This window comes from Stenotrophomonas sp. STK17_22, from assembly GCF_051983905.1.
GTDB lineage: Bacteria > Pseudomonadota > Gammaproteobacteria > Xanthomonadales > Xanthomonadaceae > Stenotrophomonas > Stenotrophomonas maltophilia_A.
In genome coordinates, this window is the sequence record NZ_CP197010.1 from 1,797,975 (window position 1) to 1,823,069 (window position 25,095).

The following is a 25,095-nucleotide window of genomic DNA, read 5'->3' on the forward strand; positions in this document are numbered from 1 at the left end:
CTCAGTACCGCGCGTCCTTGGGTTTCGGGTCGCGCGGCCAGTCCTTGGCCTTGTTGGCGAAGTCCGGCCGGGGCTGGTTGATGAAGTAGCTGGCGATGTCCACCGCATCCTGGTCGGGCATCGCCTGCTGGCCCAGTGGCGGCTCGCGGGTCACCGCCGGTGGCATGTTGTGCTTGACGAAGCCGGCGGCCTTGTACAGGCGTGCCATGCCGGCGCCGATGTTGAAGCTGTGGTCGCCCCATAGCGGCGGGAAGGCGATGTCACCGCTGGCGTCGCGCCGTCCTTCGCCGTTGTCGCCATGGCAGGCGGCGCACTGCACGGCGTACAGCGCCTGGCCGCGGACCGGGTCCGGGGTCAGCGTGCTGTCGATCGGCCCCTCACTGGGGGCGGCCACCTTTGCACCCTCTGGCACGGGACTGCTCAGCCACGCCATATAGTCGAGCATGGCGCGCATCTGCGGCGAGTCCTTCGGCAGCGGCTTGCCGTTCATCGAACGCTGCAGGCAGCCGTTGATGCGCTCGGTCAGCCCGATCACCTTGCCCGGACGCGGCATGTAGCGCGGATAGGCGCCGCCGCCGGTATTGAAGTAGTGATTGCCGAAAGGCCGCTTGCCCTCGGCCATGTGGCACGAGTTGCAGTTCAGATCGTTGCCGACATTGTCCGGCAGCAGCCGTGCGGTATCGTTGAGGAGGCGGCGGCCAAGCATCACCGATTCGGCATTGCCGAGCCCGGCGATCTCTTCGGCGCTGGGTGCGTGGTAGTGGCCGACCACCTTGCCCTGCGCATCGAGGACATCGATCGTGCTGGCTACGGCAGCATCCAGGTCCGGGTACAGATGGCGATAGGCGAGGGTGCCGGCGCCGGCCAGCAGCACGAGGGTGACCACGCTGCCGACCAGCAGGCGGGAGCGTTTGCGCGAACGTTTCATCGTGCGGCCTCCTGCGGAACGTAGTGCACCGGCTTGTCACGCACCACCCGGCGCATGCGCGCCACGTCGACCTCGCTCACCGCGCTGGCCTGGTTGCCCCAGCTGCTGCGGATGAAGGTCAGGATCTGTGCCAGCTGTGCATTCGGCAGCTGCTCGAAACCGGGCATGGTGAAGGCCATGCGGTCGTGCGGGGTATGCGGCGTGCGGCCGCCGATCAGGGTTACCTGTACCAGCGAGCTGGGATCATCGGCGAACACGATCGAGTTGCCGGCCAGCGCCGGGTAGACCCGTGGCATGCCGCGGCCGTCGGCGCGATGGCAGGCCTGGCAATGCTCGGCATAGGCCAGCGAGCCGGCCACGCGATAGTCGCCACTGCGTAGTGCGGCGGTGGTGGTGTCGGTACCCGGCGACCACTGCGCACTGCGGCCCTCGCGCGCCGGCAGCTGTTTCAGGTAGCGGGCCATCGCCAGCAGGTCGGCGTCGGACAGGTACTGCGTGCTGTGCTCGACCACGTCGGCCATGCCGCCGAAGGCCGCGGAGCGATCGGTGCGTCCGGTGCGCAGGAAGTCGACGATCTCGCCCTCGTTCCAGCTGGCCAGACCGGTTGATTCATTGCGCAGGTTCTTCGCATACCAGCCTTCCAGCACCGAGCCGGACAGGAACTGGCGGCTGCCATCATCGGCCATCGCCTTTTCCTGGAACGCCAGGCCGCGTGGCGTGTGGCAGGCGCCGCAGTGGGCCAGGCCTTCCACCAGTTCGGCGCCGCGCTGCTGGCTGGCATCCAGCGACGGATCCGGGTTGAACGTACGCGGGCGTGCGAACAGCAGCTGCCACCAGGCCAGTGGCCAGCGCATGTTGGCCGGCCAAGGGATCGTGCTGTCGGCGTTGCCCTGCTTCACCGGCTGCACCGAGCCCATGAAGTAGGCGTACAGCGCCTTGATCTCGGCATCGCTGGCGATCACGTATGAGGCATACGGCATTGCCGGATACAACGGCTGCCCATCGTGACGGATGCCGCGACGGACCGCGCGCTCGAAGTCGGCGTAGTCGTAGGCGCCAATGCCGGTGTCCGGATCGGGCGTGATGTTGGTCGAGTAGATCGTGCCCATCGGCGTCTGCATACCGAGGCCACCGGCGAACGGCTTGCCGCCCGGCGCAGTGTGGCAGGCGGCGCAGTCGGCGGCGCGCGACAGGTACTGTCCCTGCGCGATCAGCGTCGGATCGTGGATGTCGACCTGCGCCGTCTGTCGCGGTGCGAACCAGTAGGGCGTGGTGCGGGCGATGCCGTAGGCGGCGGCCAACGTGGCGGCCAGGGCAATGGCGAGCTTGAGCGAGGTGCGCATGGCGGCACTGTGGGCAATCCCGCGCGCGCGTTCATTGATCCGGATCAATGACTGAACGGATACAGCTTGTACACCAAGCTGAATCGTTCCTGCGTTGTCATCAAGCCGTCATCCGCGCGCGATAGATGACCGGTCTATCGGGGCGTTAACGTCCCAGCCTGTCTGATTCACCCCAATGACGTGATATGAAGCGCCTGCTGCTGCTGTTGCTGGCGTGCGCCGGCCTGTGGCTGGCTGCATGCTCCTCCTCGATCAATGCCTCGTCCACCTCGCTCGCCGACAGGCTGATCGCGCCAGGTGGCGTATCGACCCTGCTCGATCGCCCGCGTATTGCCGCGGCCATCGCCGAACTGCCCAACCGCCATGGCTTCGCGCCGGGCCGCGATGGCGTGCCGATCTTCTGGCGTGTGTTCGATCCCGGCGACTACGGCGCGCGTTATCACTACCTGCCGCAGCGCCACGAGAACGGCCTGCCGCTGGATACCGGCCTGAGCCTGGCAGTACCGCAACCGTTCCGCGCGCAGGCCCCGCGCGGCACCGTGGTGCTGCTGCACGGTTGGATGATGAACGGCGATTCGATGCTGCCGTGGTCGCTGCAGCTGGCCGAATCCGGCTATCGCGTGATCACGCTGGACCTGCGCAACCATGGGCAGTCCGGTGCAGGTCCGTCCGGATACGGCACCTATGAATCCGACGATGTGGTGGATGTAATCGGCGAGCTGCGTGCACGTGGTGAAGTAACCGGCCCGCTGTACCTGTTCGGCGTGTCCTATGGCGCCGCCACAGCGGTGTTCACCGCCGACAAGCTGGGCGACCAGGTGGAAGGCGTGGTGGCGATGGAATCGTTCGCCAATGCCGGTGTGGCGATCCGCACGATGATTCCGCACCTGATGGGACTGCAGCCGGAAGGCCTGAAGGCGCAGGCGGTGGCGTCGTACGCGCGCTGGCGCTACGGCGGTCAGGACATCAACCAGGTGATCGCCGCCGCCAGCCGCCGCATCGACGTCGATCTGGACCGCGTGGATGTAGCGCGCGCGCTGGCCGATACCCGCGCCTGCGTACTGCTGCTGCACGGCCAGGGCGACCAGCACATTCCGGTCAGCCAGGGTCGCGAACTGGCGTTGGCCAACCCGCGCGCGCACTACATCGAGATGCGCGGTGAGGACCACATCACCCTGCCGTTGCGGCTGGACCTGCTGGCCGGGGTGGTCGATGACTGGATGGCGCGCGACGAGCATCATCCGCAGAGCGCGTGCCCGGCACCGCAGCTGCCGGCCCAGGCCGAGTGGCTGACGCGCAGCTGAGAAAAGGGGACGGAGGGGATTAAGTCGTTTCCAGCCCAGGTGTGCGGGAAACGACTTAATCCCCTCCGTCCCCTTTTTCTGTCAGGCCACCCGTCGTGCCAGTGATCGCGCGGATGCGGCGACGCCGAGCAGCAATGCGGCCACGCACAGGAAGGCGAAGCCGAGGCTGGTGGCATGCGCCAGTGCGCCGATCGCTGCCGGTCCGGCGAGGATGCCGGCGTAGCCCAGCGTGGTGACCGCGGTGATGGCGATGCTCTCCGGCATCACCCGCTGTTGGCCCGCCATCGAGAACAGCGCCGGCACGATGTTGGCGCAGCCCAGCCCGACCAGTACGTAGCCGGCCAGCGCCACCGGAAACGATGGCACCAGCGTGGCCAGGGTGAAACCCGCAGCAGCGGTGATGCCGCCGAAGACCAGGGTGCGGGTCCGGCCGAGGCGCTCGACGATGCCGTCGCCGAACAGGCGCATCGCGGTCATCGCCAGGGTGAACAGTGCAAAGCCGGCACCGGCCTGGTCACGTGGCACCTGCCGCACTTCGGCGAGGAACACCGCGCTCCAGTCCAGCATCGAGCCCTCGGCGAGGAACACCACGAAGGCCAGCACGCCGATGAACAGCACCACGCCATGCGGCAGTGCCAGCAGGGGGCCTTCATGCAGGATCCGTTGTGGGCGCCAGTGCGGTGCCGACAGCACTGCCACCAGCAGCAGAGCGGCCACCGAAACCAACGCGGCCAGCCACAGCGGCGTACCCAGGATCAGCATGCCGGTCATGCAGCCGGCACCGACGAAGCCGCCGATGCTGTAGAAGGCATGGAATCCGGACATCATCGCGCGCCCGGCGTCGCGCTCGACCGCGACCGCCTGCATGTTCATCGCACAATCCAGCGCACCGACGCCGGCGCCGAACACGAACAGGGCCGCGCCCAGCGCTACCGGAGAGGGCGCCAGCACCAGCAAGGGCAGGGCGCACAGCATCATCACGCAGGTGATCACCATCACCCGGCGGCATCCCAGCCGCCCGGTCAGCGCACCTGCCAGTGGCATCGCCAGCAGTGAGCCGAGCCCGAGGCACAGCAGCACTGCGCCGAGGCTGGCGTCGGACAGCCCGGCCTTGGCCTTGGCGTAGGGCACCATCGGTGCCCAGGCGGCGGTGGCGAATCCGGGAATGAAGAAGGCAGCGCGGGTGGCGTGCTGCTGGGCACGTGGGGATGAAGGCGTCATGCGCGATACGAAGCTCCAAGGATCATCCATGAAAACGTTTTCAAGCGGGATCGGCAAGTGCCATGCATGACATCCAGCGACGCATACGATTGCAGTGACCCGAATGCGTCACCGCTGATTAACGCCCTGCGCGGACAGTGGCGACACGGTCGGCATTCCGCCGGCCGCTGCCGGAGATCCGTACATGAGCACGACACCGACCATCCTCCTCGTCCATGGTTTCTGGGGCGGGGCCGCACACTGGGCCAAAGTGATCCTGGAGCTGCATCGCAACGGCCATGACCGCGTGCAGGCGGTGGAACTGCCACTCACCTCGCTGGCTGACGATGCCGGCCGCACCCAGAAAATGATCCGGCAGATCGACGGGCCGGTGCTGCTGGTCGGCCACTCCTACGGTGGTGCGGTGATCAGCCAGGCTGGCAACGAGGACAACGTGAAGGGCCTGGTCTACATCGCCGCTTTCGCGCCTGATGCCGGCGAGAGCCCTGGTGGCATTACCCAGCAGCACCTGCCGGAGGCGGCGCCGAACCTGGCACCGGACAGCGATGGCTACCTGTGGCTGCGTGCGGACAAGTTCCATGAGAGCTTCTGCCAGGATCTGAGCGAAGACGAGGGCCGGGTGATGGCGGTGACCCAGAAGGCACCGCTGGCCAGCACCTTCGCTGATGCGGTGAGCGACCCGGCGTGGAAGCACAGGCCGAGCTGGTACCAGCTGTCCCGTCACGACCGCATGATCGCGCCGGAGAACCAGAGGGCCATGGCCACGCGCATGCAGCCCAAACGACTGCTGGAGCTGGATGCCAGCCATGCCTCGCTGGCCTCGCAGCCGAAGGACGTGACCGCGCTGATCCTGGAGGCCTGCGCCGCCATCGGCGGCTGAGCCTGCGGCAGCGCGCCGCACCACAGCACATCGCACGACAGCCGGGGCGCAGGGGAGTACACTCCTGCGCCTGCGGCCATCCGGCCGCGTCCCCGTCTTCCCTCCAGCCGCCGCCAGAGGATCCCACCCGATCGTGGAGGTCCCGTCGTGCTGTCTGTGCCTGATGCCCGTATTCCGTCCCCCTTGCCGCGTCGCCGTGCGTTGCCGCAGGCGCTTGCCCAGGGCCTGCTGATCACTGCACTGGCCAGCAGCGGCATCGCAGCCGCGCAGTCCGCCACCGAGCCGGACAAGGCTGCCGAGGCCCCGGCATCGCAGACCCTGCAGACCGTGCAGGTCACCGCCAATCTGCTCGGCACCATCACCGAGGGCAGCGGCGCGTACACGCCCGGCACCATCGCCACCGCCACCCGCCTGGTGCTGACGCCACGGCAGACCCCACAGACCATCAGCGTCATTACCCGCGCTCAGATGGACGACTTTGGCCTGAACGGCATTGATGACGTGATGCGGGTGACCCCGGGCATCAGCATCGTCACCTACGACAGCGAGCGCACCGAGTACTACGCACGTGGATTCGCCGTGCAGAACTTCCAGTACGACGGCATCCCGATGTCGCGTGACTCGGCCTATTCGGCGGGCAACACGCTCAGCGATACCGCGATCTATGACCGCATCGAAGTGCTCAAGGGCGCAACTGGCCTGCTGACCGGCATGGGCGATCCGGGGGCGACCATCAACCTGGTGCGCAAGAAACCGGGCAAGGAGTTCGCCGGCAGTGCGACGCTGGGTGTCGGCCGCTGGGATGACTATCGTGCCGAGATCGATGTTGGCGGCCCGTTGACCGCCGATGGACGCGTGCGCGGTCGTGCGGTGGGCGCCTGGCAGGACAAGCATTCCAATCTCGACTTCTACCAGCGCACCAGCAAGGTGGGCTACGCGGTGCTGGAAGCCGATCTGGGCGAGCGCACGCTGCTGACCGTGGGTGGCGATGCGATGGACAGCGACCCGAAGGGCTCGACCTGGGGGGGCATCCCGCTGCTGGACAGTGCCGGCAACTTCAATGACATGCCGCGTTCGTTCAACAACGGCACCCGCTGGAGTGGCTGGCGCCAGTATGTGCGCACCGGCTTTGCCACGCTCGAGCATACCTTCGCCAACGATTGGGTGGCCAAGCTGCAACTCAACCACCAGGTCAACGGCTATGACGCCGCACTGGCCGGCGCCGCCGCCGGCAATCCCGATCCGTTGACCGGCGAGGGCGTCAGCCTGTGGCTCGGCAAGTACGTTGGCAAGACCGTCAGCAATGCTGCCGACTTCTATGTGAGCGGTCATTTCGGCCTGCTCGGGCGGGAGCATGAGCTGGTGGTCGGTGGCAGCGCCTCGCGCAAGCGCTGGACCAATACCGGCTACGGCCCGCAGGCGGGGTTCCCGGATACCGTGCCGGACTACAGAACCTGGAATGGCGACATTCCCGAGCCGGAGTGGCAGCGCAGCTACAGCAACAACGAAGTGACGCGTGAGAACGGCCTGTACGTGGTCGGCCGCTTCGACGTGGCCGATCCGTTGAAGGTGATCGTCGGCAGCCGCCTGGCCAGCTACCGTTCGCCGCAGACGCGCGAAACCGGCGTGTTCGTACCGTATGCCGGCGTGGTCTACGACCTTGGCGAGCACTATTCGGTGTATGCCAGCTACAGCACCATCTTCAAACCGCATAGCGAACGCGACGAGCAGGGCAAGGCACTGGATCCGCTGGAAGGCCGCAGCCACGAGATGGGCCTGAAGGCCGAGTTCCTCGATGGGCGCTTCAACGCCAGTGCGGCGCTGTTCCAGCTCGACCAGGACAACTTTGCCCAGCCCACCGGCGGCAAGACACCGGACGGGCAGGATGCCTATCGCGCGCTGATGGGCGTGCGTACCAAGGGCTACGAGCTGGAAATGTCTGGCCAGCTGGCGGAAGGCTGGCAGGTGCAGGGTGGGTTCTCGCACAAGATCGCCCGCCAGGCCGGTGCCAAGGTCACCACGCTGGAACCGGAAAACCAGTTCAGCCTGCACACCAGCTATCGCCTGCGTGGCGACTGGAAAGGCCTGACGCTGGGCGGTGGTGCGCGCTGGCAGGATTCCACTTTCGGCGAGATCACCAACCCGGCCACGCAGGCCAAGGTGGTGCATCGCACCCAACCCTACTGGCTGCTCGATGCAATGGCGCGCTATGAATTCAACGATCGCCTGTCGGCCACGCTCAACGTCAACAACCTGCTGGACAAGCGGTACTACACGATCTTCAGCTGGTACAGCACCTATACCTGGGGTGAGCCGCGCAACGTGCGGTTGAGCTTGAATTACAGGTTCTGACGCGGCTCTACACATACGCCCGCGATGCTTTTCGGCATCGCGGGCGTTGTCGTTACAGCGGCAGGTCGAACACCAGCACTTCGGCGTCGTTGCCGTTTTCCAGGGTCAGCTGCGCTTCGTCGCTGACCTGCAGTGCATCACCGGCTTCCAGAGTGATGCCATTGACCTGCAGCTGGCCTCGGGCCACCTGCACATAGGCGCCACGACCGTTGCCGAGGGCGTGGTGCAGCTTCTGGCCGCCATCGAGGATGGTGGCGAAGATGCGGGCATCCTGGTGGATGCGCAGCGAACCGTCGGCACCGTCCGGCGAAGCGATCAGGCGCAGCTGGCCGCGCTTGGTTTCCGGGGCGAAGTGGGTCTCCTCGTAGGACGGCGTGATGTTCTCGGTGTCCGGGAAGATCCAGATCTGCAGGAAGTGCACGGTCTCGTCGGCGGAGTGATTGAACTCGCTGTGGCTGACACCGCTGCCGGCGCTCATGCGCTGCACGTCGCCGTAACGCAGCACCGAGCCGGTGCCCATCGAGTCCTTGTGCTCCAGCGCGCCGCCCAGCACATAGGAAACGATCTCCATGTTGCTGTGGCTGTGGGTGCCGAAGCCCTGGCCGCCGATCACCTTGTCTTCGTTGATCACCCGCAGCGGTCCGAAGCTGACGTAGCGGGGGTCGTAGTAGTTGGCGAAGGAGAAGGTATGGCGCGAGGACAGCCAGCCATGCTCGGCCAGGCCACGGGTAGCGCTCTTGCGGATCTGCAGCATGATGGAATCTCCTTGTTCGATGGTTTCGATGGGGCGGGGTGGGCCGATAGCCGCTGTGTTTCCCCGTTGGAGAGAAGTATCCGCTTGCGCCCTGGGTTTGAAAAACGGATAGTTTTGACAGCCATCATCGAAAAATTCGAATGCTCAAGCTCAGCCTCGATGCCCTGCAGATCCTGGATGCCATCGACCGCCGCGGCTCGTTCGCCGGCGCCGGCAAGGCCCTGCACAAGGTGCCCTCGACCATCTCCTACACCGTGGCCAAGCTGGAGGAGGATCTGGGCGTTCAGCTGTTCGACCGGGTCGGCCCGCGTGCCGAGCCGACCGAGGCTGGCCGCGCGCTGCTGGACGAAGGCCGGCACCTGCTGCGCGCCGCCCGCGAGCTGGAACTGCGGGTGCGCCGGGTGGCGTCGGGCTGGGAGACCGAACTGACGCTGGCGGTGGATTCGGTGTTCCCGACCTGGCTGCTCGGCCCGGACATCGCCGCATTTCGTGAGGCCGAGGCACCGACCCGGCTGCGATTGATCGGCGAGGCCCTGTCCGGTACCTGGGAGGCCTTGCTGGACCGCCGTGCCGACCTGCTGGTCGGTGCGCCGGGCGAGGGTCCCAGCGGCGGCGGTTACGTGGTCGAGCCGCTGGGTACGGTGGAGTTCGTGTTCGCGGTCGCCCCCGATCATCCGTTGGCCGCAGTGCCGGGTGTGCTGGGTCGCGAGCAGCTGGTCGAGCACTGCGCGATCGCGGTCTCCGATTCGGCGCGACGGCTGCTGCCGCGCACGGTCGGCCTGTTGATGGGGCAGGAGATGCTGACGGTGCCGGACATGGCCAGCAAGCTGAAGCTGCAGTGCGAAGGCGTGGGCTTCGGTTTCCTGCCCGAACCGTGTGCGCGCGCTGCGGTGGCGCGCGGCCAGCTGGTGATCCGTGAGGTGGAGGAACACAAGCCGGAAGAGACCTTCTGGCTGGCCTGGCGCACCGGAGAGGATGGCGCCGCACTGCGCTGGTGGCGCGAACGCCTGCGCAGGCCGGAGCTGCTGTCACAGTGGTGGCAGTCAATGGCCAGGGGGTAGGGGTACGGCAGGGCTGCGCCCTGCACCCGCTACGAGCTGGAGCAACAGCAACAGCAACAGCAGAAGCTGGTTTCCTGTGGGGAGGCGCGGTGGGGCCGGTTGCGGGGGCCGCTGCAAGTCCCCCTCCGGGGCCCGGCCCAGCCGCTGGCGGCTGTGCGTTCGGGCGCTTGCGAAGCAATGCTTCGCAAGCAAAGCGCCCTCACCCATGTAAGCTCGGTCGCCGCTTGCTCGTGTGCGCAATCCTGCGCACACGGCAAGACCGGGGTTGGGCGTCCTGCCCAACCCGCCCGAGGCATGCCTCGGGCCCATGCGGCTCACGCCCCCGCAACCGGGCCCACCCCGCCTTCGACAGTTTTCCGCGATCTGTCGGAACGGCGTACTGCTCTGGTAGGTGTCGACCTTGGTCGACACGGTAGATCCACGCCATGCGTGGATGAATTCATTCGATATCTGACAGATGTGTCGACCAAGGTCGACACCTACCAACAGCCGCGTGAACCTGTCGAAGGTGGGGCGGTGTCGGAGTGCGGGGTGTCAGCCGCATGGATGCGGCTGCCAAGCCTACAGGGACGTACTTGCGGCGTCCCCGCACTCCGACACCGCCCCGCCAACCCACGGAATGCCAGCTTTTGCTGTTGCCGTTGCCTTGGCTTGAAGCATCTGCAGGTGCAGGGCGCAGCCCTGCCGAAAAACACACATAAAAAAACAGCAGGCCGGGGCCTGCTGTTTCGGTGTAATGGTGCGCCCGGAGAGATTCGAACTCCCGACCGCCTGGTTCGTAGCCAGGTACTCTATCCAACTGAGCTACGGGCGCCAATTACATAAACTTGTTGTGCTGACTGTGTATGGTGCGCCCGGAGAGATTCGAACTCCCGACCGCCTGGTTCGTAGCCAGGTACTCTATCCAACTGAGCTACGGGCGCGCGGTACACAATCAACTTACTGCTAAATTTTACTGCATTTCCAGCGGCGGATGCTGAAAACCTGTCGAGTGGTGCGCCCGGAGAGATTCGAACTCCCGACCGCCTGGTTCGTAGCCAGGTACTCTATCCAACTGAGCTACGGGCGCCCTGCGACAGGAGCGGAATTATGCGGATGTCGGCGCGTACCGTCAACAGTTTTGTGAAAATTTTCATCCAACTGAATGAAAAAGCTGTCAGCTACGGCCTCCGGCGCCTTCAGCCACGCGAAATGATCGGCGCGCGTGCCCAATTCCTGCGCGGACAGCACGCGCAGCTGCGCGTCCACATTCGGCAGCTTCGCCAGCAGCGTCTGCATCGATCCGGTCGGTGCCAACCAGTCGTGCTCCATCAATACGGCCTGTGCGCTGCCATGCACGCGCGCCATCTGCGCATCGAGGTCTTCGTTCATGCCGGCCGCGGCGTAGTGGTTGTTCAGGCCAACGCGTGCCCAGTCGGCAATCAGCCCGCGCGCTTCGGTGCCACCAAAGCCGAGGCGCCGCCCATGCAGCACGCCCTGGCGTTGCGCGATCCACGGCAGGAAACGATAGACCAGCGGCAGCAGCCAGCCGCGCGGTGGTGGGAAGCCACGCCAGAACGGTGAGCCGCTGGCCGCCAGCCACAGCCGGTTGAAGTGCTGCGGGTTGCGGCCGGCATGCACGCAGGCCAGCTGCCCGCCCAGACTGTGTCCACCGATGATCCAGGGCAGGGCGTCGGTGGCGTCATCGGCTGCGGCCAGGACGGCCTGGCTGGCCGGCAGATCCTGTTCGAGTACTTCGCGATAGCCCCAGTCCTGCGTGCGCGAGGGGCGCAGTGAGCTGCTGCCGTTGCCGCGCCACTCATGCAGGTAGACCGCCACGCCCTTCGCCGCCAGCGCCAATGCCAGTGGCAGGTAGTGACGCGCGGCCACGCCCAGCGCTGGCAGCCACAGCAGGCGCGCGATGGGCTGTGCGGGCACGCAGGCGATCACTTCGTAGCGATGGCCATCAGCGCACTGCACGGCAACGACGTCCGGTGCGAGACTCATGCGTGCGGTGCCGCGCCGAAGTGATCGAGTACCAGCACCTCGCTGCGGCCAGGCGCGTAGCCCTGCTGCAGGCCGCGCGCAACGTAGTCGATGCCGGCTTCGCAGGCATTGGCCAGGCTCAGGCCGTTGCACAGCTGCGCGGCGATGGCCGAGGCGAGCGTGCAGCCTGTGCCATGTGCGTCCAGCGGCAGGCGGGCGTGGATGAATTCTTCGCTGCTGACGCCGTCGAAGTAGCGATCGATCACGCGGTTGCCTTCCTGCAGGTGGCCGCCTTTCAGCAGCACCGCACCGGCACCGAGATCGAGCAGGGCAGAGGCAGCCTGTTCGGCGTCATCGCCGTTGCCGATCTTCCGGCCGATCAGGAGTTCTGCTTCCGGGGTATTGGGTGTAACCAGCGTCGCCAACGGCAGCAGGCGTTCGCGCATGGCCTTGAGCGCACTTTCCTCCAGCAGGCGCGCGCCGCTGGTGGCGACCATCACCGGGTCCAGCACCACGTGCGGCGGGCGATGCTTTTCCAGTGCGTCGGCGACCGCATGGATCACCTCGGCGTTGGCCAGCATGCCGAGTTTCACGGCATGGATATCGAAGTCATCGAAGCAGGCTTCGATCTGCGCCTGCAGGAATGCGATCGGTGGCACATGCACGGCGGTGACGCCACGGGTGTTCTGTGCAGTCAGCGCGGCGAACACGGCCAGGCCATGCACGCGGTGCGCGGCGAAGGCCTTGAGATCGGCAGGGACACCGGCGCCACCGCCGGAGTCGGAGCCGGCGATGGTGAGGGCGGAAACGGGAGTGGTCGGACTCATCAGTTGATTGTGCCGTGGTCCCGCAGGGGAAGGTAGATCCACGCCATGCGTGGATGTCCTTGATTCAATGCCGCCAACGCGCCCACTGCTGGTACACCACATAACCCAGCCCGGTCAGGCCGGTCAGCAGAGCGGGGGCGAGCAGGGCGTCGTATTGCCAGCGCATGAACAACCAGGCGCCGATGATGCCGCCGCCGAGGAAGCCGCTGATGATCAGGCCGCTGAGGGTCAGCCGTCGAACCTGCAGCGGCAGTCCACGCAGCAGGTGGCCCAGGCCGATGCCGAGGTCGGTGAACATGCCGCTGAGGTGGGTGGTGCGCACCACCGCGCCACTGAAGGTGGTGGCCATCGCGTTCTGCAGGCCGCAGGCCATGGCGGCGGCCAGTGCGCCCCAGATCTGATGCTGTTCGAACAGTGGAATGGCCACCAGCAGCAGTGCCGATTCCAGCGCCAGCGCGACACCGTAGCGGCGGCCCAGCTGCAATGCGCTGTCCTGGATCAGCAGGCCGCTGAGCATCGCGCCCAGCGAGAACGCGATCAACAGTCCCCATAGATGGCCGACTGCGCGCCAGTCGCCCTGGGCGAGCGCCATGCCGAGCTGGCTGGTGCTGCCGGTCATGTGGCTGACCGCCTGGTGCTCGAAACCGAGGAAGCCGACCACGTTGACCATGCCGGCCACGCACGAGAGCGCGACCGCGCCGATCCAGACCCAGGTGGGCAGGCGTATTCCCATCGGCGGGGCCCCTCAGGGCCCGCCGAAGCCGCCGTTGAACTGCAGCTCGCTGAAAGTGTTGCTGGCCGGGTCGAATACCGCGCCCCAGAACTGCGTGCCGCCGTCACAGACGCGGATCGCTTCCCGTGCCGGGTTGATGCCGCTGTCGTCGGGCAGATGGAAGGCGTTGATGTAGATCAGACGCTTGCCGGCGCTTTCGATGCCGACGTACTGGCGGTCGAAGTCCAGCACCTTCGTTACCTGTGATTCCAGCGACGACAGCTGCGCTTCCAGCTGGTCGATCTGCTGCCGGCTGGGCGCCCAGTAACCACTGACCCGCCCGGCCTCGCGGCCGGGACTGGGGCGCGAGCAGGTATCGAGCACCTGCGCGGCGATGATCGGGCGGGTGACCACCCAGGATTGGCCGGTACGCTCGGCGGTCGGCACGCTGGCCGGGCCGCGCGTGGTGGTGCAGGCACCCAGGGCGGCTGCGAGGGCGATCGCAGCCGTGGGCAGCAGCAGGCGGGTGCAGCGGTTCACAACACCTCCGAAGCGTAATCGGCCAGGCGCGAGCGTTCGCCTCGGCGCAGGGTGATGTGCGCACTATGTGGCCAGTTCTTGAAGCGATCCACCGCGTAGGTCAGGCCCGAGGTGGTCTCGGTCAGGTACGGGGTGTCGATCTGCTCGACGTTGCCCAGGCAGACGATCTTGGTACCGGGGCCGGCACGGGTGATCAGCGTCTTCATCTGCTTGGGGGTGAGGTTCTGCGCCTCGTCCAGGATCAGGTAGCGCGACAGGAAGGTGCGGCCGCGCATGAAGTTCATCGAGCGGATCTTGATGCGGCTGGCGAGCAGGTCATTGGTCGCCTGCCGCCCCCACGTGCCGCCTTCCTGGTTGTGCGTGAGCACCTCCAGGTTGTCGGTCAGTGCGCCCATCCACGGCGTCATCTTCTCTTCCTCGGTGCCGGGCAGGAAGCCGATGTCCTCGCCGACGCTGACCGTGGCGCGGGTCATGATGATCTCGCGGTAGCGCTGCTGGTCCATCGTCTGCGCCAGGCCGGCGGCCAGCGCCAGCAGGGTCTTGCCGGTGCCGGCGGTGCCCAGCAGCGTGACGAAGTCGATCTCCGGGTCCATCAGTGCGTTGAGGGCGAAGTTCTGCTCGCGGTTGCGTGCGCTGATGCCCCACACGGCGTGGCTGCCGTGGCGGAAATCATCGACCAGCGACAGCACCACCTTGCCGTCGCCGACCACGCGGCTGACGCGCAGCTCGACTTCATCTTCGCCGGGCAGGTAGACGTACTGGTTCGGGTACCACTCCTCGCCATCCTGCGCCAGGATTTCGTAATGCGTGCGGCCCTTGTCGCTCCAGCTGCGCAGGTCATCGCCGTGGCGCTTCCAGAAGTCTTCCGGCAGCTCGGTGGCGCCGGTGTAGAGCAGGCTGAAATCGTCCAGCGCGCGGTCGTTCTCGTAGTCCTCGGACACGATGCCGGCGATCGCGGCCTTGATACGCAGGTTGATGTCCTTGGAGACGAACACCACCGGCAGGTCCGGGGTTTCTTCCTTCAGCGCCAGGATCGCGCCGAGGATGGCGTTGTCCGGGATGACCTTGCCGAAGCTCTTGCCGGCGTCGAAATGGCTGGTCTGGAAGCGCAGCTTGCCGGCGCTCTGCTTGCCGCGCAGCTGCAGGCCATTGGGTCGCTGCAGCGGAATGCCGTCGGCCAGGTTGTCCAGGCCGGATTCCTGCACCAGCTCGTTGAGGAAGCGGCTCACCTGGCGGGCGTTGCGGCTCGCTTCGGAGGTGCCCTTCTTGCCGTTGTCCAGCTCCTCGATCACCTGCATGGGCAGGTAGACGTCGTGCTCCTCGAATTTGAACAGCGCGGTGGGATCGTGCATCAGCACGTTGGTATCCAGCACGTAGATGCGCTTGCCTCGGGTCATCGTCGATTCCTGGTTACGGACAGGGAAAAACCACCACGGCCTGCTGCGGGGCAGGGTGATGGCAGACACAGTAGGCAGTGGGACTCACTTGGACTGGTAGGCCTTCAGTTCGGTGAGAACGGCATCGGCATGACCTGCAACCTTGACCTTGCGCCAGGACTGCACGATGCGGCTGTCGGGGGAAATCAGGAAGGTGCTGCGTTCGATGCCACGTACCTGCTTGCCGTACATGTTCTTCATCTTGATCACGTCGAAGGCGCTGCACAGCGCTTCGTCGCCATCGCTGACCAACGGGAAGTTGAAGCCCTGCTTGGCACAGAAGTTGTCGTGCGACTTCACCGAGTCGCGCGAGACACCGAGTACCACCGCGCCTGCCTTCTTGAATTTCGGCAGCAGTGCGTTGAAGTCGATGCCTTCGGTGGTGCAGCCGGGGGTGCTGTCCTTGGGATAGAAGTACAGCACCAGCCAGTGGCCGGCGTAGTCGCCGAGAGTGGCCTGTTCGCCACCGGACAGCGCCAGCGGCAGGGAGAGGGTGGTGCTGTCCAGGGTATCGCCGTTGTTCATGAGGTCCTTCTGTCGAGCCTGGGTTGTTTCTACGACAATTGCATGAAACGCCACGCGCCCGTGAGAGGCGCGCGAAGAATCAGAATTTCATCGGGTCCATGATCGCGTCCAGGTTCAGGTGGTCGCAGAATTCAAGGAAATCGTCGCGCAGCGCGGCGATGTGCATGTTGGCCGGCACGCCAATGGTGACCTGCGCGCTGAACATCTCCGCACCGGTCTGCATGGCGCGGTAGCGCGTGCTCTGCAGGTTCTCGATGGTGATGCCCTGGCGGTCGAAGAAATCGGCCAGCTGGAACAGGATGCCCGGCTTGTCGGCGGCGATCACTTCGACGATGTACGGCAGCAGGTTGGACTGCGCCTGTTTGGCGGCGGTGCGGTACCAGACCAGTTTCAGGCCCTCTTCGCGCTCCAGCCGGGTCAGCATCGCTTCCAGCTTGGCCACCGAGTCCCAGGAGCCGGTGGCCAGGGCGGTGACCGAGACATCGCGGCCGACCGTGGCCAGGCGTGCGTCCACCAGATTGCAGCCGCTGTCGGCAATGCGGCGGGTGACGGACAGCAGGGGGGACTCCGGATGCGTCGTGTAGGCGTTGATCAGGAGGTGGTTTTCGCTCGGCGCGGGGCGCGGGGTGGTGTCGGTCAAGGCGATTCCGGGTAATGCATGCGTTAGTCTGAATGCCCGCCAGAGGCGGGGATCCACCGGTGTCCAGCATACTTGCCCGTGCTTTCGCGCCGCAAGTAACATTCAGGTCGCCCCCGGCCTTTCGTGGCGGGCGTTTTCCCTTTCCAGCCAAGAGCAGCACGTCCTTGTCCCTTTCCGGCCTCATCACCGCGCTGGCGACCCCGTTCCGGGCCGACGGCGCCCTCGATCCCGACGGTTGGCAGCGCCTGCTGCACCTGCAACTGGAAGGTGGCGTCCATGGCGTTGTCGTAGCCGGCTCGACCGGTGAAGCAGCGACCCTCACCGATGCCGAGTACGACCTGCTGCTGGCCAGCGCGGTTGAGCGCATCGGCGGCCGCATCCCGGTCATGGCCGGTACCGGCCTGTCGGGCACCGCCAAGACCATCGAACAGACCCGCCGTGCCGCCGCGCTTGGCGCCAGCCACGCGCTGGTGGTCACCCCGCCGTACGTGCGGCCGACCCAGGCTGGCCTGATCGCCCACTACCGCGCGGTTGCCGACCAGGGCGGGCTGCCGGTCGTGCTGTACAACGTGCCCGGCCGTACCGGGTGCGACATGCAGCCGGAGACCGTGGCCGAACTGGCCAGCCATCCCAACATCGTCGGCATCAAGGAGGCGGTGGGTGACACCGGCCGGGTGCAGGCGCTGCTCGCCCTGCGCAGCCCGCAGTTTGCCGTGCTCAGTGGCGACGACGGTACGGCGGCGCGCTCGATCCAGGCCGGTATCGATGGCCTGATCTCGGTCGGCTCCAACGTGCTGCCCGGCGCCTACCGCCGGATGTGCGAGCTGGCTGCCGCCCACGACCACGAAGCCACCGGGTCCTGGGATGCGCGCCTGCAGCCGTTCCATGATTTCTGCGGCGTTGAGCCGAACCCGATTCCGGTCAAGGCGCTGCTGCGCCGTATCGGCATCGGTCACGACCTGCGCCTGCCGCTGCTGCCGCTGTCGGCGGCGCACCATCCGGCGGCCGATCATCTTGCCGGCGACATCGCCGCCCTCGAAGCCCTTTCCAGCCACTGACCTTCCGTCTTGGTCTGACCCAGGAGATTCACATGCGTCAATCCGTATCCACCGTCCGCGTGCTGTCCTACGCCCTGCTTGCGGTGGCCGTTGCCGCCGGCACCACCGGCTGCTTCAAGCGTGGCGTCAAGGGCGACTACGCCCTGGCCCCGGAAATGCGTCCGCTGGAAGTGCCGCCGGACCTGAACCTGCCCAACGCCACCAGTGACAACAAGGTGCCGACCCTTGCCTCGGCGACCAAGCCGGCGGCCCCGGTGGCTGCGGCCCCGGCCGTGGGCAACACCGGCTTCACCATTGCCGGCGGCAAGGACGAGGCTTTCGCCAAGGTCGGCACGGCGCTGGAAGGCGTGGAAGGCGTGACCATCGCCAGCCGCGCGCAGCTGCTGGGCTCGTATGACGTGGCCTACGAAGGCAGCAACTTCCTGGTCCGCGTGGTCGCCGTCGATGCCGGCGCTTACATCTCCGCGGTCGACCCGCGTGGCCTGCCGGCCACTGCAGAAGCGCCGGTGAAGCTGATCGCCGCGCTCAAGGCAAAGCTGGCCCAGTAAGGGCCGGTCGGGTGGGTGCGGGCCCAGGTCCGCACGTGCCCGGGTAGAGGCCGACCTTGGTCGGCGCTTCTGTGCCAACCAAGGTTGGCACCTACCGGATCCTGCTGTTGGCAGCTACCGGATCTTGCGGTTGGCACCTATCGGATCGCGCGGATGCTATCTGCCGAGCAACGAAAAAGGGCGCCATGGGCGCCCTTTTCGTTGCCGCAAGAGGCGCTTCTCAGCGCTCCAGCAGCTTCAGCTTGTCCGGCTTGCCGTCCCATTCGCCGGCGTCGGCGGGCGGGTCCTTGCGCACGGTCAGTACCGGCCACTCCTTCGCCAGCTCGGCGTTGAGGGCGACGAAGCTCTCCTGGCCGGCAGGAACATCGTCCTCCGGGAAGATCGCGTTGACCGGGCATTCCGGTTCGCAGAGGGTGCAGTCGATGCACTCATCCGGGTCGATCACCAGGAAGTTCGGGCCTTCGTGGAAGCAATCCACGGGGCATACTTCCACGCAATCGGTGTGTTTGCACTTGATGCAGTTTTCGGTGACGACAAAGGGCATGGGCTGGGGGTGGATCGATTCCTGAACCCGCCAATTCTAGAACAGGTTGGCCCCCGGTGTCGGCGCGGGGCGGAAATCGGGCGTCTGGCAGGCGCGGCCGTGGTGGTCGTTGGCGGCAGGGTGAGGCCTGTGCGACGCTGCGGGTCAGCCGGCTGCGTTGGATGGCCGGACCCCTTCCCAGCAGGATCGTTCATGTCCCCAGCCCAGCCCAACATCGCCTCCCATGGTGGTGAGAACACTGCATTCATCGTCCTGATCAGCTGCGTGGCCACGCTGGGTGGATTCCTTTTCGGCTTCGACAGTGGTGTCATCAATGGCACGGTCGATGGCCTGCGCCAGGCCTTCAACTCCAGCGAGGCGGCGCTCGGTTTCGAAGTCGCCTCGATGCTGCTGGGCTGCGCGATCGGTGCCTTCCTGGCCGGCTGGCTGGGGGATCGCCTGGGCCGTCGTGGCGTGCTGATCGCCTCGGCACTGATGTTCCTGGTCTCGGCGCTGGGCGCCGGTGCCGCTCACGCCTCCTGGCTGTTCATCGCCGCACGGGTGCTCGGCGGCTTCGCGGTGGGCGCGGCCAGCGTGATGTCGCCGGCCTACATTGCCGAGGTGGCCTCGGCGCGCTATCGCGGGCGTTTGGCCACGGTGCAGCAGATGGCGATCATCTGCGGCCTGTTCGCGGCCTTCCTTAGCAACTACCTGCTGGCCCGCGCCGCCGGCGCCTCGACCGAGCCGTTGTGGCTGGGCCATGAGGCCTGGCGCTGGATGTTCTGGATGCAGGCGCTGCCGTCCGGGCTGTTCCTGCTGTTGTTGCTGGTGATTCCGGAAAGCCCGCGCTTCCTGGTCCTGAAGGGGCGTCAGCAGCAGGCGAGGGCGGTACTGTCGCGACTGTACGGCGAGGCGGCAGCGGCGACCAAGCAGGCCGAGATCGAAGCCAGCCTGGCCCAGGATCAGCACAAGCCGCGCTTCAGCGACCTGCGCGACACGGTCACCGGCAAGCTGCGCCCGATCCTCTGGGTGGGCATTGGCCTGGCCATGTTCCAGCAGCTGGTCGGCATCAACGTGGTGTTCTATTACGGCGCGGTGCTGTGGCAGGCGGTGGGCTTCTCGGAAAGCGACGCGCTGCTGATCAACGTGCTGTCCGGCGCGCTGAGCATCGGCGCCTGCCTGCTGACGGTGCTGTTGATCGACCGCATCGGGCGCAAGCCGCTGCTGTGGATCGGCTCGGTTGGCATGTCGGTGGCGCTGGTGCTGATGGTGGTGGCGTTTGCCAGCGGCAGCCTGGCCGATGGTCGCCTGCAGCTGTCCGATGGCATGGGCCGGCTGGCGCTGGTTGCGGCCAACGTCTATGTGGTGTTCTTCAACATGTCCTGGGGCCCGGTGATGTGGGTGATGCTGGGCGAGATGTTCCCGAACCAGATCCGCGGCCCGGCGTTGGCCGTTGCCGGTGCGGCGCAGTGGACGTCGAATTTCGCGATCACCGTGACCTTCCCGATGCTGCTGGCCGGCATCGGCCTGGCCGGGGCCTACGGCATCTACGCTGTCGTTGCGATCCTCTCGATCTTCTTCGTGGTCCGTTACGTGCGCGAGACCAAGGGCAAGGAGCTGGAGCAGATGGAAGGCTGACGGCCGGCCTGTGTTTCAGCGCCTCCTTTCTCCGTGGGGAGGCTGCAGGCCAGCCGATCCAGGACACGCCGTAAACCCATCCATGGGGGCTCGATGGCGCCTTGCTCGCGTGCGCTGTCCTGCGCACTCGGCAAGACCAGGGTTGGGCTCCTTGCCCAACCCGTCGGGCGCATGCGCCCAACCCATGGCGCCAACGGTCCTGGATCGGCGGGCCTGCAGCCTCTGGTCAGATCATGGGTTGCGCGGACGCGGCGCAGCACGTCGGGGTTGAGTTTGCCGCGAGTACGGAAACTGTGAAGAGCGCGGGCAAGGCCATCCAGGGCAGGACCGTGAGCGCCATGGATGGCGCGACCGAGCCCCCAGGGATGGGTCTACGGCGTGTCCTGCCCTGGATGGCCTTGCCCGAGCTCCCTTCGGGAGGGTTGGCGCTACAGCGATCAAGCGGGCGGGGTGCGCCAAATCCGGAAAACAGAAAAGCCCGCACAAAGGCGGGCTTTTTCGGTTCCTGCTGCGGCGACTGGCGCTCCCTAGGGGACTCGAACCCCTGTTTTAGCCTTGAGAGGGCCACGTCCTAACCACTAGACGAAGGGAGCGTAACTGTGTCGCTGCCGAGGCAGGAGCGCTAGTATATGCACCTCGATGCCATTGGGCAATCCCGAAACTTCAACCGGAAGCGCCAACATCATTTCCTCTGCTACATCACCGTTCAGCCTGCGCGTCATCCCGCGCGACCAGCACACGATCTCCCGCAAGGACATCAGCCCGAACGCCCTGCGCGTGCTTTATCGCCTGCGCGATGCCGGCTTCGGCGCCTACCTTGTCGGCGGCGCGGTGCGCGATCTGCTGGTCAATGGCCAACCCAAGGATTTCGACGTGGCCACCGACGCCACGCCCGAACAGGTCAAGCAGCTGTTCCGCAACTGCCGCCTGATCGGTCGCCGGTTCCGCCTCGCCCACGTCGTGTTCGGCCGCGAGATCATCGAAGTCGCCACCTTCCGTGCCAACAGCGATGACGGCAGCGGCGACCGCGAGATGGAAAACGGCATGCTCGTGCGCGACAACGTGTACGGCACCATCGAAGACGACGCCATCCGCCGCGACTTCACCTGCAACGCCCTGTACTACGCCATCGAGGACTTCTCGGTGCGCGATTACACCGGCGGCTTCGAAGACGTCCAGGCGCGCCTGATGAAGCTGATCGGCGACCCCGAGCAGCGTTATCGCGAAGATCCGGTGCGCATGCTGCGTGCGGTGCGCCTGGCGGCCAAACTCGGCTTCCAGATCGAAGAGGGCACCGCCGCGCCGATCCCGCACCTGGCGGGCCTGCTCAACGAAGCCGCACCGGCGCGCCTGTTCGAAGAAGTGCTCAAGCTGTTCCTGTCCGGGCACGGCGTGGCCAGCTTCGAAGGCCTCGAACGTTACGGCCTGCTGGACGTGCTGTTCCCGGAGAGCGCCAAGGCGCTGAAGTCCAACCGCACCGGCGCGCTGCGCCGCATGCTGGTGGAGGGCCTGGCCAACACCGATGCACGCGTGGCCAACGATGAACCAGTCTCGCCCGCGTTCCTGTTTGCGCTGCTGCTGTGGCCGGCGTTCTGCCGCGCCCAGGCAACCCTGCTCAAGCAGGGCGTGGCACCGGAAGAGGCGCAGCGCCGTGCGGCCGACCGCGTCACGGTGCAGCAGCTGAGCACCATCGCGCTGCCGCGCCGCTTCTCGCTGCCGATGCAGGAAATCTGGCTGCTGCAGTCGCGCTTCAGCTCGCGCCAGCGCAAGCGCGTGTTCCGTACCCTGACCCATCCGCGCTTCCGCGCTGCGTTCGACTTCCTCAGCCTGCGCCAGGTGGCCTCGGCCGAGCACGCCGCCGATGTCGAGTTCTGGCGTGAGGCGCAGGCGCAGTCCGGTCGCGAGCTGGAATCGTCGCTGGACGTGATGCACAGCGAAGAGGGGGATGACGAGAGCGGGGCACCGCGCAAGCGCCGCCGTCGCCGCCGTCGTCCGGGTGCCCCGGCCGGTGCGGCTAGCGAGTAAACGATGACCCTTGCCTGGATCGGCCTCGGCGCCAACCTTGGCGACGCGGCCGTCACCGTCGGCGCGGCGATTGCCGCGCTCGACGGCCTGCCCGATACCCGCCTGCGCCAAGCCTCAAAGCTGTACGCCACGCCGGCCTGGGGCAATGAAGACCAGCCGCCGTTCGTCAACGCGGTGGCTGCGGTCGAGACCACGCTGCCCGCCGATACGCTGCTGCAGGCGATGCTGGCGCTGGAGCAGCGTTTTGGTCGCGTACGCGATCCGGCGGTGCACTGGGGCCCGCGCGCGCTGGACCTGGACCTGCTGCTGTATGGCGCGCAGGTGCTCGACCAGCCTGGTCTGCAGGTGCCGCATCCTTACCTGCACGAGCGTGCCTTCGTGTTGGTGCCGCTGGCCGAAATCGCGCCGGATCTGGCCATTCCCGGCCATGGCCGCGTGCGGGATGCAGTGATGCGGGTGGATGCCTGCGGGATTGCGCCGATAGGGTGATAATGCCCGGGTTATCTCCCCCGGTTATCAGCACATGAGCACCCACGCAGACAGCAAGCCCTGGACCGTTCCCGCCCTGGCCGAGGCCAAGCGCAATGGCCAGAAGCTGGTCATGTTGACCGCCTACGACGCCGGCTTCGCCCGCACTTTCGATGCCAACGGCGTCGACCTGATCCTGATCGGCGATTCGCTGGGCATGGTCGTGCAGGGCCATGATTCGACCTTGCCGGTGACCGTGGCCGACATGGTCTACCACACCCGCGCCGTGGCCCGCGTGCTGCAGCGTGCGTTGCTGGTGGCCGACCTGCCGTTCGGCGCCGATGCCACCCCGGAGCGCGCGCTGGATGCCTCGTTGCAGCTGCTGCAGGCGGGCGCCGAGATGGTCAAGATCGAAGGTGCCGGCTTCAAGGTCGACATCATCCGCTACCTGGTGGAGCGCGAGATTCCGGTCTGCGCGCATCTGGGCCTGACCCCGCAGTCGGTGCTGCGACTGGGCGGCTTCAAGATCCAGGGTCGTGGCGATGCCGCGCGCCAGCTGGTGGAAGATGCCAAGGCTGTGGCCGCTGCCGGCGCCAGCATCATGGTGCTCGAATGCGTGCCGACTCCGGTCGCCGCCGAAGTGACCGCTGCGGTGGATGTGCCGACCATCGGCATTGGCGCAGGCCCGCAGTGCGATGGCCAGGTGCTGGTGTTGCATGATTTCCTCGGCCTGGACAGTGGTCATCGCCGTCCCAAGTTCGTCAAGGATTTCCTTGCCGAAGGCGGTTCGGTGGCCGGTGCCACCCGCGCCTATGCCGACGCCGTGCGCGACGGCAGCTTCCCCGACGAACAGCACGCCTACGCCCAATGATCCAGACCTTCAACGAGCTCGGCGCACTGCGCGGGCAGATCGCCCAGTGGAAGCGCGAGGGCCTGCGCGTGGCGCTGGTGCCGACCATGGGCAACCTGCATGGAGGTCACCATTCGCTGGTGACCCTGGCCCGCCAGTACGCCGACAAGGTGGTGGCGAGCATCTTCGTCAACCCGACCCAGTTCGGGCCGAACGAGGATTTCAGCCGCTACCCGCGCACGCCCGAGGCCGATGTGGCCGGGCTGGACCAGGCCGGCTGCGATGCGGTGTGGCTGCCCAGCGTCGAGGTGATGTACCCGCTGGGGGTGGACAAGACCACGCGCATGCACGCGCCGGGCGTGAGTGAAATGCTGGAAGGCGCCAGCCGTCCGGGGCACTTCGATGGCGTGTGCACGGTGGTGGCGCGCCTGTTCCTGCAGGTGCAGCCGGATGTGGCCGTGTTTGGCCGCAAGGACTACCAGCAGCTGGCCGTCATCAAGCAGATGGTGGCCGAACTGTCGTTCCCGATCCAGATCGTCGGCGCGGACATCGTGCGTGACGACGATGGCCTGGCCAAGAGCTCGCGCAACCAGTACCTGAGCGCCGAACAGCGCCCGGTCGCGACCAGCATCCACCGCACCCTGCTGGGCATGCGCGAGGGTTACGTGGCTGGCCAGTCGCGCGCGCAGATCGAGGCCGACGCAACGGCCGCGCTGCAGGCGGATGGTTTCCAGGTCGACTACGCCGTGTTGCGCACGCCGGAACTGGCCGAGCCGACCTTCGACGGCGGTGGCCGCGTGGCGCTGATCGCCGCACGCCTGGGCAGCACGCGCCTGATCGACAACCTGGAGTTCTGAGCCGCATGTGGCTCCGGGGCGCCCGCAACGGGCGCCTCTCGACTTCCTACGGACGGGAGACCGGAAATGAAGACCCCCAGCACCGATACCGGCCGTCTTGCCCAGGCCTCGATCCTGGCGGTGCTGGCCGCCGGCATGCTGCCGGCCCAGTTGTTTGGCGGCCTGTTGTTCGCGCTTGAATTCCGGCGCACGCCGATGCCTGCGCTCACCGGCGGTGGGCTGATGTTCGTGTTGGCCGTGTGCAATGCGATTGCGGTGTTGCTGCCGATGGCGCTGATCCTGCAGTCTCAACAGCGGCTGCGCCGGACTGGATTCGTGCTGGTCGGCTTCGGGTTGGGCGCGCTGGTCATGGCCACCTGCACCTGGCCGGGCGCGGACAATGGTCCGCTGCTGCAGCGCCTGCGCTATGTCGACACCTTCGACGTGATCAGCTATGCCTTGCAGGTGCTGGCCGCAGGTGGCTTCGGCCTGGTCGCCGGGCTGGCCTTCCATACGGTGTTCCGGCTGTCTCTGGAGGGCAGTTCCGGGCATGCCGCGCCGCCGCCGCCGGGGGAGGGGGCCTGAACAGCCTTCAGCGTCCTGCTGCGGCCCCGTGACGATGGCCAAGCGGGTGCTAGAATCCGCTCTTTCCTTTGCCGTT

General features: G+C 66.6%; 24 protein-coding genes and 4 tRNA genes. 12 read left to right on the plus strand and 16 right to left on the minus strand.

Annotated elements, in window-relative coordinates:
- Position 1 precedes the first annotated feature (1 nt).
- Together ACSYS9_RS08335 and ACSYS9_RS08340 are read right to left on the minus strand one after the other, a co-directional pair.
- Positions 2 to 928, minus strand: coding sequence for a c-type cytochrome (locus tag ACSYS9_RS08335; protein WP_071229258.1), 927 nt, complete (start codon positions 926 to 928; stop codon positions 2 to 4).
- Positions 925 to 2,271: a c-type cytochrome gene (locus ACSYS9_RS08340; protein ID WP_071229259.1), complete on the minus strand. Its 1,347-nt coding sequence runs from the start codon at positions 2,269 to 2,271 to the stop codon at positions 925 to 927. Before ACSYS9_RS08340 ends, ACSYS9_RS08335 begins: the two co-directional genes overlap by 4 nt.
- Positions 2,272 to 2,456: 185 nt before the next feature.
- Here ACSYS9_RS08340 and ACSYS9_RS08345 point away from each other — a divergent pair, with 185 nt between their 5' ends.
- Complete coding sequence (locus ACSYS9_RS08345; RefSeq protein ID WP_071229260.1) at positions 2,457 to 3,575, plus strand: alpha/beta fold hydrolase; 1,119 nt, start codon at positions 2,457 to 2,459, stop codon at positions 3,573 to 3,575.
- Positions 3,576 to 3,656: 81 nt separating this feature from the next.
- On the opposite strand, the gene ACSYS9_RS08350 is transcribed toward ACSYS9_RS08345, so the two are convergent.
- The gene (locus ACSYS9_RS08350; protein WP_071229288.1) at positions 3,657 to 4,796 is read right to left on the minus strand and encodes an MFS transporter; all 1,140 of its coding nucleotides are present in this window, start codon (positions 4,794 to 4,796) and stop codon (positions 3,657 to 3,659) included.
- Positions 4,797 to 4,980: 184 nt separating this feature from the next.
- Here ACSYS9_RS08350 and ACSYS9_RS08355 point away from each other — a divergent pair, with 184 nt between their 5' ends.
- Together ACSYS9_RS08355 and ACSYS9_RS08360 are read left to right on the plus strand one after the other, a co-directional pair.
- Entirely contained in the window at positions 4,981 to 5,676 is a 696-nt protein-coding gene (locus ACSYS9_RS08355) for an alpha/beta hydrolase (RefSeq protein ID WP_071229261.1), read from the plus strand.
- Positions 5,677 to 5,823: 147 nt separating this feature from the next.
- Entirely contained in the window at positions 5,824 to 8,028 is a 2,205-nt protein-coding gene (locus ACSYS9_RS08360) for a TonB-dependent siderophore receptor (RefSeq protein WP_440569038.1), read from the plus strand.
- 52 nt (positions 8,029 to 8,080) lie between these two features.
- Here the strand turns inward: ACSYS9_RS08360 and ACSYS9_RS08365 are convergent, their stop codons facing one another.
- Complete coding sequence (locus ACSYS9_RS08365) at positions 8,081 to 8,782, minus strand: pirin family protein (RefSeq protein ID WP_049461316.1); 702 nt, start codon at positions 8,780 to 8,782, stop codon at positions 8,081 to 8,083.
- Positions 8,783 to 8,922: 140 nt separating this feature from the next.
- Here ACSYS9_RS08365 and ACSYS9_RS08370 point away from each other — a divergent pair, with 140 nt between their 5' ends.
- Positions 8,923 to 9,843, plus strand: a complete 921-nt coding sequence (locus ACSYS9_RS08370; protein WP_049400457.1) for a LysR family transcriptional regulator — start codon at positions 8,923 to 8,925, stop codon at positions 9,841 to 9,843.
- A 737-nt stretch (positions 9,844 to 10,580) separates the two neighbouring features.
- Here ACSYS9_RS08370 and ACSYS9_RS08375 read toward each other — a convergent pair.
- The 10 genes from ACSYS9_RS08375 to ACSYS9_RS08420 form a co-directional block, all read right to left on the minus strand.
- Positions 10,581 to 10,657 (minus strand) — tRNA-Arg (locus tag ACSYS9_RS08375).
- A 32-nt stretch (positions 10,658 to 10,689) separates the two neighbouring features.
- Positions 10,690 to 10,766 (minus strand) — tRNA-Arg (locus ACSYS9_RS08380).
- A 69-nt stretch (positions 10,767 to 10,835) separates the two neighbouring features.
- Positions 10,836 to 10,912: transfer RNA gene (locus ACSYS9_RS08385), tRNA-Arg, on the minus strand.
- Complete coding sequence (locus ACSYS9_RS08390; RefSeq protein WP_071229263.1) at positions 10,903 to 11,829, minus strand: alpha/beta hydrolase family protein; 927 nt, start codon at positions 11,827 to 11,829, stop codon at positions 10,903 to 10,905. The genes ACSYS9_RS08385 and ACSYS9_RS08390 overlap by 10 nt, the downstream gene beginning before the upstream one ends.
- Entirely contained in the window at positions 11,826 to 12,635 is an 810-nt protein-coding gene (gene thiD, locus ACSYS9_RS08395) for a bifunctional hydroxymethylpyrimidine kinase/phosphomethylpyrimidine kinase (protein WP_049423499.1), read from the minus strand. The genes ACSYS9_RS08390 and thiD overlap by 4 nt, the downstream gene beginning before the upstream one ends.
- A gap of 64 nt (positions 12,636 to 12,699) precedes the next feature.
- Positions 12,700 to 13,368 (minus strand): YoaK family protein, encoded by a 669-nt coding sequence (locus tag ACSYS9_RS08400; protein ID WP_071229264.1) that lies wholly within the window; start codon positions 13,366 to 13,368, stop codon positions 12,700 to 12,702.
- A gap of 12 nt (positions 13,369 to 13,380) precedes the next feature.
- Positions 13,381 to 13,887: a hypothetical protein gene (locus tag ACSYS9_RS08405; protein ID WP_071229265.1), complete on the minus strand. Its 507-nt coding sequence runs from the start codon at positions 13,885 to 13,887 to the stop codon at positions 13,381 to 13,383.
- Positions 13,884 to 15,284 (minus strand): PhoH family protein, encoded by a 1,401-nt coding sequence (locus ACSYS9_RS08410; protein ID WP_010484287.1) that lies wholly within the window; start codon positions 15,282 to 15,284, stop codon positions 13,884 to 13,886. Before ACSYS9_RS08410 ends, ACSYS9_RS08405 begins: the two co-directional genes overlap by 4 nt.
- Positions 15,285 to 15,368: 84 nt before the next feature.
- Positions 15,369 to 15,848, minus strand: a complete 480-nt coding sequence (locus ACSYS9_RS08415) for a peroxiredoxin (RefSeq protein WP_071229266.1) — start codon at positions 15,846 to 15,848, stop codon at positions 15,369 to 15,371.
- Positions 15,849 to 15,927: 79 nt separating this feature from the next.
- Complete coding sequence (locus ACSYS9_RS08420) at positions 15,928 to 16,488, minus strand: glycine cleavage system protein R (protein WP_005409051.1); 561 nt, start codon at positions 16,486 to 16,488, stop codon at positions 15,928 to 15,930.
- Between the two features lie 164 nt (positions 16,489 to 16,652).
- Here ACSYS9_RS08420 and dapA point away from each other — a divergent pair, with 164 nt between their 5' ends.
- Positions 16,653 to 17,546: a 4-hydroxy-tetrahydrodipicolinate synthase gene (gene dapA / locus ACSYS9_RS08425; protein ID WP_049463695.1), complete on the plus strand. Its 894-nt coding sequence runs from the start codon at positions 16,653 to 16,655 to the stop codon at positions 17,544 to 17,546.
- A gap of 32 nt (positions 17,547 to 17,578) precedes the next feature.
- Positions 17,579 to 18,094: a hypothetical protein gene (locus tag ACSYS9_RS08430; protein WP_006432432.1), complete on the plus strand. Its 516-nt coding sequence runs from the start codon at positions 17,579 to 17,581 to the stop codon at positions 18,092 to 18,094.
- 220 nt (positions 18,095 to 18,314) lie between these two features.
- On the opposite strand, the gene fdxA is transcribed toward ACSYS9_RS08430, so the two are convergent.
- Positions 18,315 to 18,638, minus strand: coding sequence for a ferredoxin FdxA (gene fdxA, locus ACSYS9_RS08435; protein WP_004153066.1), 324 nt, complete (start codon positions 18,636 to 18,638; stop codon positions 18,315 to 18,317).
- A gap of 192 nt (positions 18,639 to 18,830) precedes the next feature.
- Here fdxA and ACSYS9_RS08440 point away from each other — a divergent pair, with 192 nt between their 5' ends.
- Positions 18,831 to 20,255 (plus strand): sugar porter family MFS transporter, encoded by a 1,425-nt coding sequence (locus ACSYS9_RS08440; protein ID WP_071229267.1) that lies wholly within the window; start codon positions 18,831 to 18,833, stop codon positions 20,253 to 20,255.
- Between the two features lie 518 nt (positions 20,256 to 20,773).
- On the opposite strand, the gene ACSYS9_RS08445 is transcribed toward ACSYS9_RS08440, so the two are convergent.
- Positions 20,774 to 20,848: transfer RNA gene (locus ACSYS9_RS08445), tRNA-Glu, on the minus strand.
- Positions 20,849 to 20,900: 52 nt separating this feature from the next.
- Between ACSYS9_RS08445 and pcnB the strand changes: the two genes are divergently transcribed.
- The 5 genes from pcnB to ACSYS9_RS08470 all read left to right on the plus strand — a co-directional run bounded on the left by pcnB (position 20,901) and on the right by ACSYS9_RS08470 (position 25,019).
- On the plus strand, positions 20,901 to 22,280 hold the full coding sequence (pcnB, locus tag ACSYS9_RS08450; RefSeq protein ID WP_071229268.1) for a polynucleotide adenylyltransferase PcnB: 1,380 nt from the start codon (positions 20,901 to 20,903) through the stop codon (positions 22,278 to 22,280).
- A gap of 3 nt (positions 22,281 to 22,283) precedes the next feature.
- Positions 22,284 to 22,769 carry a 2-amino-4-hydroxy-6-hydroxymethyldihydropteridine diphosphokinase gene (folK, locus tag ACSYS9_RS08455; RefSeq protein WP_071229269.1) on the plus strand — a complete coding sequence of 162 codons (486 nt, stop codon included), beginning with the start codon at positions 22,284 to 22,286 and terminating at the stop codon, positions 22,767 to 22,769.
- Positions 22,770 to 22,803: 34 nt separating this feature from the next.
- Complete coding sequence (gene panB, locus ACSYS9_RS08460; protein ID WP_005416119.1) at positions 22,804 to 23,619, plus strand: 3-methyl-2-oxobutanoate hydroxymethyltransferase; 816 nt, start codon at positions 22,804 to 22,806, stop codon at positions 23,617 to 23,619.
- Entirely contained in the window at positions 23,616 to 24,455 is an 840-nt protein-coding gene (gene panC, locus ACSYS9_RS08465) for a pantoate--beta-alanine ligase (protein WP_071229270.1), read from the plus strand. Before panB ends, panC begins: the two co-directional genes overlap by 4 nt.
- 66 nt (positions 24,456 to 24,521) lie before the next feature.
- Complete coding sequence (locus tag ACSYS9_RS08470; protein ID WP_071229271.1) at positions 24,522 to 25,019, plus strand: hypothetical protein; 498 nt, start codon at positions 24,522 to 24,524, stop codon at positions 25,017 to 25,019.
- Positions 25,020 to 25,095 lie beyond the last annotated feature (76 nt).